The sequence below is a fragment of the Ruegeria sp. BHSA123 genome (genome assembly GCF_059613425.1).
This window is the reverse complement of the sequence record NZ_JBXWSL010000080.1, coordinates 1-10,841: the sequence shown is the minus strand read 5'-3', so window position 1 is coordinate 10,841 and position 10,841 is coordinate 1. Positions and strand designations below refer to the sequence as shown.

General features: G+C 56.2%; 8 protein-coding genes and 1 pseudogene. 6 read left to right on the top strand and 3 right to left on the bottom strand.

The window, feature by feature from the left end:
• Positions 1 to 382 precede the first annotated feature (382 nt).
• From AC2FNC_RS18630 to AC2FNC_RS18620, 3 genes and pseudogenes are all read right to left on the bottom strand, one after another.
• Positions 383 to 1,063, bottom strand: a complete 681-nt coding sequence (locus tag AC2FNC_RS18630; RefSeq protein WP_480521568.1) for a DUF6629 family protein — start codon at positions 1,061 to 1,063, stop codon at positions 383 to 385.
• A 220-nt stretch (positions 1,064 to 1,283) separates the two neighbouring features.
• Entirely contained in the window at positions 1,284 to 1,604 is a 321-nt protein-coding gene (locus AC2FNC_RS18625; RefSeq protein WP_496716220.1) for a hypothetical protein, read from the bottom strand.
• Positions 1,605 to 1,714: 110 nt separating this feature from the next.
• Positions 1,715 to 2,748: pseudogene (locus tag AC2FNC_RS18620) on the bottom strand (integrase core domain-containing protein).
• 266 nt (positions 2,749 to 3,014) lie between these two features.
• Here AC2FNC_RS18620 and AC2FNC_RS18615 point away from each other — a divergent pair.
• The 6 genes from AC2FNC_RS18615 to AC2FNC_RS18590 are packed head-to-tail and all read left to right on the top strand — an operon-like array spanning position 3,015 to position 10,202.
• Complete coding sequence (locus tag AC2FNC_RS18615; protein WP_496716219.1) at positions 3,015 to 4,307, top strand: amidohydrolase family protein; 1,293 nt, start codon at positions 3,015 to 3,017, stop codon at positions 4,305 to 4,307.
• A 48-nt stretch (positions 4,308 to 4,355) separates the two neighbouring features.
• Entirely contained in the window at positions 4,356 to 5,339 is a 984-nt protein-coding gene (locus AC2FNC_RS18610) for a BMP family protein (protein WP_480521503.1), read from the top strand.
• Positions 5,317 to 6,714 (top strand): amidase, encoded by a 1,398-nt coding sequence (locus AC2FNC_RS18605; RefSeq protein ID WP_480556032.1) that lies wholly within the window; start codon positions 5,317 to 5,319, stop codon positions 6,712 to 6,714. The genes AC2FNC_RS18610 and AC2FNC_RS18605 overlap by 23 nt, the downstream gene beginning before the upstream one ends.
• The gene (locus tag AC2FNC_RS18600) at positions 6,711 to 8,231 is read left to right on the top strand and encodes an ABC transporter ATP-binding protein (RefSeq protein WP_496716218.1); all 1,521 of its coding nucleotides are present in this window, start codon (positions 6,711 to 6,713) and stop codon (positions 8,229 to 8,231) included. The genes AC2FNC_RS18605 and AC2FNC_RS18600 overlap by 4 nt, the downstream gene beginning before the upstream one ends.
• Positions 8,221 to 9,264, top strand: coding sequence for an ABC transporter permease (locus tag AC2FNC_RS18595; protein ID WP_496716216.1), 1,044 nt, complete (start codon positions 8,221 to 8,223; stop codon positions 9,262 to 9,264). Before AC2FNC_RS18600 ends, AC2FNC_RS18595 begins: the two co-directional genes overlap by 11 nt.
• Positions 9,261 to 10,202, top strand: coding sequence for an ABC transporter permease (locus AC2FNC_RS18590; RefSeq protein WP_480521495.1), 942 nt, complete (start codon positions 9,261 to 9,263; stop codon positions 10,200 to 10,202). Before AC2FNC_RS18595 ends, AC2FNC_RS18590 begins: the two co-directional genes overlap by 4 nt.
• Positions 10,203 to 10,841 lie beyond the last annotated feature (639 nt).

The following is a 10,841-nucleotide window of genomic DNA, read 5'->3' as shown; positions in this document are numbered from 1 at the left end:
AGCGACGCTTGCGCTTCCTGTCTCGGTCCCATCATGGCTGATCCCTCCCTTTAGGAAGAATTGAATCAGCAACTTACCAACCGATCAAGCCCGAGTTTTTCAACAAAATAGGCTGACTGCGGTCCTTTGAATTAAGAATGCGGATGGCTGCAAAGTCCGCTTATGAGACGTCGGAAGCAGCGGTGGCGAAGGGCCGCTGCTGGTAGGAACAGTCGTTCAGGCCCTAAAGCGGACGTCGCCGCGCAGTCCCGTCGTATCGAAGGGCTTCTGTACGCTGCTTTGCGGACATCTGACCGAAACGATCAGATGACTGCGTTGAGCCCAGAACAGTCGCTCCATAAGACATCAATCGGAGCCTGCAGCCGATGCGGTAAGAAGAGAATTAGAGGGCTGGAGCGGTTCCAGTTTTCTTTTCCAGTGACCGCAGTACAACAATCATGTAAGCGGAAAGACCGGCCGCGAAAAAACACCAAATCGATGTAAAAGCGTGGGACGCGAAGAAAAAGCCGACCAAGACTGAGATCAGGATAAGAAGTCCAAAAACTCTGATTTTAGGGTGAGAAGACAACAGCAGCGGGACACAGATGATCACGGCATATATCACCCGCGCCACCATTTTGCTCGTTTCATTAGTGAACATCTCCGGATTCAAATAACGGATCGAATTGTGAATGAGGTCAATCTGCAGAATGCTTGGATTCAACATGATAGGCAGGTACAAGAGCGACCCTCCAGCAATGCCCAAAACTGTAAAGGCGATGAAGAGGCGTTGCCGAAAACGGTACGGCTCGCAAGCAGCAGCTGAAAATGGCACCCAAGTTGGCCAAAACCAGTACGCAAAGAACAGAAAAACCATCGCCGCTGAGACACTTTCATAACCTTGGTGCTTTTCAATTCCTAGCCACACAAAACCTTCCGCAACCTGCTGCATTCCAAAGAAAAGTGGATAAGTCGCTAGCGGTAAGATACGTACACCGACCCGCCAAGCAAGCGGAATTGTGATCGCGCTACTTGCGATCAAGACGCCGCCTACAGCAAAACTGGCATTTGCAGAAAAACACATACTCTTACAACTTTAGCACGCTTTGTCTTGCACGTCTCGTAGCAGCAAATTGGCTCGACAAATCACCCTAAACTGTCCCATTGGCGCTGACGTCAGACATCTTCGTCGCAAGTATCACCTCGGTTCAATGCGGACCTGGAAACGGGTTTCTTGATTGTCACTTTTTCCGTCCAAAGCGACCATTATTTCAAACAGACAGGGAATGCGTAGAGATGGCTTTTTAGATTAATAATTCCGTTAACGTTCGGTATAGGCCAAATCCTGCTCCCGCAACCAGCGATACAGAACGGCCCGAAGCAACTGCTTCCGAGGCCGTTTTTTGTTGTCCCAACGCCAACAAGCCGGCCAGTTCCCCAACAAGTTCAATTGCAAGTTCACCACTCTCCGGGATCAGACGTATCTCCGAGAGGAGGCTGCGAATGATCATTCCCGCCTCTGGCCGGGTCGTTGGGACATTCAGGGCTTCTGTCAGATTGGAAACTTTGGCCCTATATTGATCAGGCAGACCGGGATGCAAAAGAACTGGGTTCTCTGGTTCCATGTCGGCTAGGTCTGCCGCCAATTTGGCCTTGCGGTGCGTCCGTCGTCAGGGATTTTGGGACAGATTGGTGCCTGAGGTAAGAGAGGATCTCGCGCATCTGTTTGGTTTGATTATGCGGCGGATTTGCGGTGAAGCAAGCGCCGCGTTTCGATGGTTTTCTGTTTGATCCTTTCTCGTTGTTTCAGAATGGTCTGTCCGCGTCCGAAGTAGACATCAGCGGGCGTGAGGTTTTGGAGGCTCTCGTGATAGCGCCGGTGGTTGTAGTGATCGACAAAGGCGTCGATCTGCTGCTGAAAGTCGCCGGGCAGATAGTAGTTCTCCAATAAGATGCGGTTCTTGAGAGTCTGGTGCCAGCGCTCGATCTTGCCTTGGGTCTGTGGGTGATATGGCGCGCCTCGAATATGATCCATTTTCTGATCTTCCAGCCATTCGGCAAGCTCACCAGAGATGTGGCTGGACCCGTTGTCGCTGAGCAGCCGCGGTTTGTGCAGCACGGTTCCTTCAGAGCCAGGTCCTTGATCTTCTCACGCATCGGCTGCGGAATGCGGTTCCAGACCCGTGATGGCTTGGGACTACGATCCTTAAGCGCCTCAGGACCACCCGACAGATACCGGTCATACCAGCGATAGAAGGTGGTCTTCGGGATGCTCAGCTTTTCCAAAGTGCGCTTGGTCGGGAGATGCGAACCTTCGACGAGGCGGATGATCTCCAGTTTTTCGGATGCAGCCCTCTCATCGCTGCAAGCAGCGAATGCCGGGTGACAGATACCTCATTCGTCGTCGCCCCCATCCGCGATCATGCTTTTTTTGAGCAACCGCAGTTCAAGAGCCTGTTCGGCAACCACTTCCTTCAGATCGCGTGCCTCGCGGCGCAGATCTTTGACCTCGGTCGATGTCGCTGCACGGGCCGTGTCGCCTGCCAGGCGTTTCTTGCCGGTTTCAAGGAACTCCTTGGACCAACTGTAGTAGAGGCTCTGGGCAATGCCTTCACGGCGGCACAGCTCTGAAATACTGTCTTCGCCCTTCAGGCCGTCCAGCACGATCCTGATCTTCTCTTCAGCCGAATACTGTTTGCGGGTCGCACGGCGAATGTCCTTTATGACCTTCTCACCGTGGCTCTGCTTGGTTCCGGGTTTCTTTCTCATCTCCACTCCTTGGCAGTTACGATGAGCCAGAAACCCTCTCTTATCAAATCACCCTAAACTGTCCCATTGGCGCTGACGTTAGACATTTTGTGAGCGGCCCACAGCCGCCATCCATCGATACGGCGAATTGCTGCGTTCGCATTCCGCCTTGCAGGCATTCGAATTGCGTCAGACTATCCGAAGCGCTGGTTCCTGAAACACAGCAAAAAAAATGTAGCATTTTATCAGAATACTTTTACCTTGTGGTCAAATTTGGGGGAAGATGAATGCTCGACATCATCATTAGACAAGCCCAACTGCCGGATGGCCGAGGGCCGTTGGATATTGCGATCAAGGGTGACCGCGTCGCAGAAATTGCCCCCAAGATCAAGGCCGAGGCAGGCGAGGACATTGATGCGGCTGGGCGATTGGTTTCGCCCCCGTTTACCGACCCGCACTTCCATATGGATGCGACCCTGAGCCTTGGAACGCCTCGCATGAATGCCTCGGGCACACTATTGGAAGGCATCGCGCTTTGGGGTGAGCTAAAGCCTCTGCTGACACCCGAAGCAGTAATTGAGCGCGCCATGCGATATTGCGACCTTGCCGTATCGCAGGGATTGCTGGCCATCCGTTCGCATGTGGATGTTTCATCCACACCTTTGGTTGGCGTTGAAGCGCTGTTGGAGGTCCGCAAGCAGGTCGCTCCCTATATTGATCTGCAACTGGTAGCATTCCCGCAAGATGGCCTTTACCGCGCAGATAATGCAGAAAAAAACTTGATCCAAGCCCTTGATATGGGTGTCGATGTAGTGGGCGGTATCCCTCATTTTGAGCGTACGATGTCGGAAGGTGCCCGGTCGGTCAGGAGACTGGCCGAGATAGCGGTGGACCGAGGCCTGATGCTGGATTTGCATTGCGATGAAAGCGACGATCCAATGTCGCGCCACGTGGAAACCTTAGCCTATGAGACCACGCGCCTTGGGCTTGGCGGGCTGGTGACGGCAAGTCATGTCACCGCGATGCACTCGTATGACAACTACTATGCATCGAAGCTCATACCTCTGATCGCAGAAAGCGGCATGAACGTGGTGCCCAACCCGCTCATCAATATAACGCTGCAAGGTCGCTCGGATACCTATCCGCGTCGTAGGGGGCTGACCCGAGTGCCAGAGCTGCGCGCGGCGGGTGTAAATGTCGCCTTCGGACAGGATTGCACGATGGACCCGTGGTATTCGCTTGGCTCCGCCGACATGTTGGAAGTGGCTCATATGGGCGTGCATGCCGTGCCGATGACATCCCGCGAGGCGATGGAGTGGGCGTTTACGTCCGTTACTCAGAATGGTGCCAAAGCAATGGGCTTGCCCGACCCGACGATCCGCGAAGGCGGCCCTGCCAATATGGTAGTGCTGCAGGCGCAGGACCCGATTGAAGCAGTTCGCATGAAAGCCACCCGGCTTGCCGTTATCAAAAACGGAAAGGTGCTGGCCCGCACAGAACCACGAATGGCCGCGCTTTCTTTGCCTGGCCGTCCCACGACCCTGGATCCCGCAGATTACGCGCCCAGGCCCAATACTTAGGAAGTTCATTAACAAGAAGAATTGCCACCAACAGAAGAGGATCTACCAATGAAACTCACCACAACCCGCCGTCAACTGATGGTCGGCGCTGCGGCCACGCTGGCCCTGCCGGCTTATATCCATCGCGTGAACGCGCAATCTGCGATCCGCGTCGCCGGAGTGCACATGTCTCCGGTTGAAAATGCATGGAACAGCCGCATTCACCTGGCGATGCAGGAAGCCGCCGACGCTGGCCTGATAGAGTATGAGTTTTCAGAAGGAGTAGCGCCGACCGACTATCCCCGCGCGATGCGCGAGTATGCCGAGGGAGGTGCGCAAATCATCTGGGGTGAATCTTATGCTGTGGAGCGTGAAGCACGCGAAGTGGCGGGTGACTACCCCGACACCGCGTTTCTGATGGGGTCTTCCGGTGGGCCAGAAGGTGACAACTTCGGTGTCTTTGGCACACGCAACCACGAGGCAGCCTATCTGGCTGGTATGCTCGCGGGTCATATGTCCGAAAGCAATGTCTATGGTTCGGTCGGGGGTTATCCGATCCCCGAGGTGAACCTTTTGATCAATGCTTTCCGCATGGGCGTAAGCGAAGTGAACCCAGACGCCACCTTCGTCAACGGCTTTATCGGTGCATGGTTCGATCCGGCCCGCGCACAAGAGGCTGCGATTGCCCAGATTGATGCGGGTGCAGACATTCTGTTTGGTGAGCGCATTGGCACTGCGGATGCGGCCCAAGCGCGAGGTGTGAAGGCGATCGGTTCGCTTATCGATTATACCCCGCGATACCCGGGCACGGTTTTTGCCAATGCAATCTGGAATTACGGTCCCACAATCGAGGCCATCGTGGCGGATGTTCAGGCCGGTAATCCAACAGGTCGTAACTACACGGAATATTCCTTTATGGCCCATGGCGGCAATGAGCTGATTTATGTCGCCGATGAAGTGCCTGCCGACGCCATCCCGGGGATGGAGGCCAAACAGGCCGCTATTCAATCCGGTGAATGGGACGTTCCGATTGACGAAAGCGAGCCCTCCTGATCCCGAGGGCTTTGACGTGACCGATGCCACAGCTCTTGCAGCTGCCATCACGGCAGGGCAGATCTCTGCCTGCCAACTGATGGAGTCCAGCCTTGCCGCCTGCCACGCACGGGCAGATTTGGGGGCCGTGGTATATCTGGACGAAGATATGGCCCGCGATGGGGCAAAGGTTGCAGACGCTTTGCCACCAGACCAGCGCGGGCCATTTCATGGGGTTCCGTTTTTGGTGAAAGACCTCGGCAGTTTCGCAAAAGGGCTGCCTGCGGCGGCAGGATCCGCGGAGATCCGTGCGCAATGTCGTAAACCCGATAGTGACAGCCACCTGCTGCAACGTCTTCGCCGAACCGGCCTGATCCCTTTCGGCTTGACCGCAACACCTCCCTTTGGCCTTTCCCTGACATGCGAACCCGATGGCATGGCGGCGACCCGCAATCCATGGAACCCTGCGTTGACACCCGGTGGTTCATCCGGTGGCGCCGCAGCCGCGGTTGCAGCTGGTATTGTTGCAATTGCTCATGCCACGGATGCAGCCGGGTCCATCAGGGTTCCCGCTGCGTGTTGTGGCTTGACCGGGCTCAAGCCTTCTCGTGGCGCGGTGCCCGGAGGCCCTGATTTTGCCAATCACCTGATGGGCATAGCGTCTGAACTGATCCTTTCGCGGTCGGTCCGCGATGTGAAGACCGCCTTTGACGCGGTAGCCCAGCCCATGGCCCCGGTAAATCTGCCAGAACGCCCCCGCGTCGCATTGGCATTGCCGGAGCGTTGCGGTGCCGACCAGTGCAAGGCCGCGAAAAGTGCTGCCGACGCGCTGCGCGATGCAGGCTGTGAGGTGTGCGATATTCGTGCCCCCGACCGATTGGGGGATGAGGCACACGCAATCGCCCGAACCATACTTGCTGTTTCCTTGGCCGAGTGGCTGACTGCGCTCAGGATCTCTGATGATAAGATTTCACCGCTTGCCGCGACCATGGCTGCCGAGGGCCGTGCGACACCGGCCACAGCGCTTTTTGCGGCCTCACGACAGCTCGCACGTCTGACAAATCGATCTCGCAAGCTTTTTAAGTCTGCCGATGCCGTCCTGATGCCGATCCTCTCGTCTGCACCGCCCGTTGTAGGCACTTTGGATCTGTCCGGCACCTCCCCAGACGATCACATGGCGCGGCTCGAGGCTTTTGCCCCGAACGCCGCACTTGCAAATGTAGCGGGCTTGCCAGCTTTGGCGCTGCCTTTTGGCATGGCAAATGGTCTTCCACTCGGCGTTCAACTGATTGGTCCCCCTGGCTCGGATTTTGCGCTGCTGAAACTTGGCGCACTTGTCGAAGACCGCGCGCCCGCAATCACTTTTCCGCACCCAATCGCAGGCCTGCCCGCATGACCAAGGTTCTGGAACTAAACGGCATTACCAAGCGTTTCGGAACGCTTACCGCAAATGACGATGTGACCCTGACACTAGAAGACGGGGAAATTCTTGCTCTGTTGGGCGAAAATGGTGCGGGTAAGACGACGCTGATGAATATCCTGTTCGGCCATTACGCAGCCGATAAAGGCTCGGTCAGGGTGTTTGGAAAAGAGCTGCCCCCAGGCCTGCCGCGTGCAGCGATCGAGGTGGGTGTGGGGATGGTACACCAGCACTTCACGCTTGCGGGCAACCTCACGGTTCTGGAAAACGTCATGCTTGGTTCCGAACCCTTGACGCGCGCGCGTTCCGCTCGTGGCGAGGCGCGCAAAAAGCTGTTGCAGATCTCTGAGCGGTTCGGCTTGCCTGTGAACCCCGAGGCCAAGGTTCGGACGCTTTCCGTTGGTGAACGTCAACGGGTCGAGGTTCTGAAAGCACTCTATCGCGACGCACGTATTTTGATTTTGGATGAACCGACTGCCGTTCTGGCCCGGCCCGAGGCGATGCGCCTGTTCGAAACGCTGCGTGATATGACAAAAGAGGGCCTCTCGCTTATTTTCATCAGCCACAAGCTGCATGAGGTCATGGCAGCCTCTGACCGTGTGGCGGTGCTTCGTGGCGGCAGGATGGTCGCGGAACGCAAAACACCCGAAACCACACCAGAAGAGTTGGCGGAACTGATGGTTGGCCGCAAGGTTGAGCGTCCCGTACGTCAAGACCATGAGATTGGAGCGCCAGTCCTGATCGCAAAGGACGTGAGCGTGGAAGAAGACGGTGATTTGCGGCTGGATGATGTGTCTTTCGATGTCCATGCCGGTGAAATCCTTGGTATCGTCGGCGTTTCAGGCAATGGTCAGTCCTCCCTCGGTGCGCTGCTGTCAGGATTGGCACACCCAAGTGCGGGTCAGTTAACACTCTTGAACGAAGATATCAGCCATCTGGGTCCGCGCGGCATGATCCGCGCGGGCGCAGGCAGGGTGCCTGAAGACCGGCACGCAGAAGGCGTTGTGGGCGAATTGAGTTTGTGGGAAAACGCTGTGCTTGAGCGCTTGCGCACACCGAGATTTTCGCACCGCGGCTTTGTTCGACAACGCGCCGCCCGGGAATACACTGCGGGGCTGATAGAACGTTTTGATATCCGCGGCGCCAGCCCCGACACGCGAACAAGGCTGCTGTCCGGCGGCAATATGCAAAAGCTGATCCTTGGCCGGGTTCTGACCAATGGGCCGCGTTTTGTGCTCGCAAACCAGCCAACGCGTGGTCTTGATGAAGGTGCAATTGCTTCAGTTCATGCCGAGCTTTTGGCAGCACGGGCCGAAGGTGCCGCAATCCTGCTCATCTCAGAAGAATTGGAAGAAGCTGTAGCCTTGTCAGACCGAATACAGGCCATCGTAAAAGGTCGCTTGTCAGAATCGATATCGACTGATGAAGCCGACCCACAACGCCTTGGCCTGATGATGGCAGGTGTCTGGAAGGAAAATGATGATGCGGCTTGAACGACGCTCACATGTGCCGCTGCATCTTGCGATCATTGCACCACTGGCCGCGATCTTTGCTGCATTGCTTTTGGCCGCCGGTCTCATCGCTGCTGCTGACGTAAATCCTCTAACGGCTTATGGCGAAATGGTGAATGGCGCGTTCGGCTCGCGCCTTTCCATCGCCGAGATGTTGACCCGCGCCACTCCGCTTATCTTTACGGGACTTGCCGCAGCTGTCGCCTTCCGAGCGCGGCTTTGGAACATCGGGGGCGAGGGACAGTTCTTTGTTGGGGCGCTAATCACGGCTTGGATCGGTCATTCACTCGGGGTTCCAGGGTGGATAGGTATTCCGATCTTGATGTTGGCGGGCATGGCGGCAGGCGCGGCCCTTTTGGCAGGACCTGCCTTTTTACGCTTACGTTTCGGCGTGGATGAGGTGGTGACAACCCTGCTGCTCAACTTCATCGTGATCCTTTTTGTTGGCCTCATGATTGAGGGCCCTATGCGCGATCCGCTGGCCTTTGGGTGGCCCTCTTCGGTGCCCGTAGACGGGGATTACCGCCTTCCGGATCTGATCCCCCGTACACGTCTCCATATCGGGCTGCTTGTTGCTATCGCAGCGGCAAGTGCTGTTTGGCTGATCCTTGCGCGTACTGTTTTTGGCGCTGAAACACGCGCTGCAGGCTTAAATGCCAGTGCCGCTGCCTTTGCCGGAATTTCTCTGCCCCGAACGATCATGGGTGTTGCCTTGCTTTCGGGCGCGCTGGCAGGGCTTGCCGGGTCTGTCGAAGTCTTGGGGGTCACTGCGGGGGTCACCACCACTATGAGCCCAGGATTTGGTTATGCAGGCATTGTCGTCGCCATGCTCGCCGCTTTGCATCCGGCCGGAGTGGTCGCTGCCGCTGTATTCGTCGCCACAGTCTTTGTCGGGGCCGACGCCATGAGCCGTGCGACGGGTGTACCCAGTTTCATTGCCGATGTGATCGTGGCGCTGTGCCTGCTCACCATGATCGTGGCCCTTCTTTTCACAACCTACCGGGTGCGCCGATGAGCGATGCAATTGATCTGCTGCTGAATACCAGTCTTTGGGCTTCCGTGCTGCGTATTGCGACACCGCTCATATTTGGTGTTCTTGGTGCGTTGCTTTGCGAACGTTCGGGCGTGCTCAATCTGGGAATCGAGGGGATCATGACCATGGGGGCGATGAGCGGTTGGCTTGTCGTCTACATGGGCGCGCCATTGCTTGCAGGCCTCATTTTTGCAGCGTTTTGCGGCGCGGTGATGGGATTGCTTCATGCTATGCTGACAGTTCCACTTGGGCTTTCGCAACACGTCTCAGGGCTGGGCATAACGCTGTTTGCATCCGCTTTAGCCTATTACCTGTACAGGTTACTTGTTGAGGTGGGAGATCTGCCTCCTACGATCGAGGCTTTTAAGCCGCTCGATTTTCCGGTCCTGTCAGATATTCCCGTTCTGGGACCGATCCTTTTTAACCAAGCTTTGCCGACCTATCTGGCGCTCACTGCGGTGGCTGTGATGGCCTATGTTCTTGCCCGTACGCCTTTGGGGTTGGCCATTCGTATGACCGGAGAGAACCCTCATGCGGTTGAGGCGCAGGGGCTGAACCCGATCCGTATCCGTATCGGCGCAGTTGTTGTCGGGTCAGCTTTGATGGCGGTTGGCGGGGCCTTCCTGACTACAACGGCGTTCAACAGCTTTTTCCCGGGCATGGTGCAGGGGCGCGGTTGGATCTGCATCGCATTGGTAGTCTTCGCTGGCTGGCGGCCCGGTAAGGCTTTGATTGGCGCGATGTTGTTCGCTTTCTTCGATGCCTACCAACTGCGATTGCAGACAACGGTTGAGGGTGTGCCATATCAGTTGTTCCTCATGGCACCGTATGTACTTTCGATCGTTGCGCTGGTCCTTGTCGCCCGCAGAGCCGAAGTCCCAGCGGCGTTGATGGCACCCTACCGACGCGGCGAACGTTAGTGGCATATTTTCGAACATACTGGCCAGGAAACGATAAAATCATCAAAATAAACATCTACTCGACCAGACAATGAAGAGCTGGGCACGAGACCTTAACCACATTCCAGAAAACTCTTGACACTATCTATATATTAACGCTCCGGCGTCATTCAGTCGCGCAGATTGAAATCCGGTCTCAAGGCTACTTGAATGTCTGCGTTCGAATATTCGACCTGACAGGCTCACGCACGCAGCGAATGGCCGGTTTCCGCCCGACCTTCGAATACTGGTCGGGCGAAGCGCCATGCTGATCGTGTCTGCTTTCGGGCTGACTGCTGTCCTCCGGACTAAAAATGCGGATGGCCGCAAAGTCCGCTCCTTGATTGCCGAAACCGAGCGCAGCGAAAGGGTAGTATAGATTTAGCTGAATTTCACACCGATGAGTGACCGAAAACGAAAAACCCTCTGCGATGCGACAAACCGTGTGCCGCACCTGCGAGCAAATGCTGCGTCAGCAAATACCCGAAAGGGCAACGGTAGCTTAGTCCGGAGGGTGTGTGAAAACTCCCCTATTTTGACCGGACTGATGGTATAATTTCCGTATTCGGTACGGAGGTTGTTGATGACGCAATTTATCGAGGGTCTGGACCGGCAGCAGGC

What these genes read in the sequence shown, in the direction of transcription:
- AC2FNC_RS18630 (WP_480521568.1), bottom strand. Translation starts at nt 1,063, where the DNA reads ATGTGTTTTTCTGCAAATGCCAGTTTTGCTGTAGGCGGCGTCTTGATC.
- AC2FNC_RS18625 (WP_496716220.1), bottom strand. Translation starts at nt 1,604, where the DNA reads ATGGAACCAGAGAACCCAGTTCTTTTGCATCCCGGTCTGCCTGATCAA.
- AC2FNC_RS18615 (WP_496716219.1), top strand. Translation starts at nt 3,015, where the DNA reads ATGCTCGACATCATCATTAGACAAGCCCAACTGCCGGATGGCCGAGGG.
- AC2FNC_RS18610 (WP_480521503.1), top strand. Translation starts at nt 4,356, where the DNA reads ATGAAACTCACCACAACCCGCCGTCAACTGATGGTCGGCGCTGCGGCC.
- AC2FNC_RS18600 (WP_496716218.1), top strand. Translation starts at nt 6,711, where the DNA reads ATGACCAAGGTTCTGGAACTAAACGGCATTACCAAGCGTTTCGGAACG.
- AC2FNC_RS18595 (WP_496716216.1), top strand. Translation starts at nt 8,221, where the DNA reads ATGCGGCTTGAACGACGCTCACATGTGCCGCTGCATCTTGCGATCATT.
- AC2FNC_RS18590 (WP_480521495.1), top strand. Translation starts at nt 9,261, where the DNA reads ATGAGCGATGCAATTGATCTGCTGCTGAATACCAGTCTTTGGGCTTCC.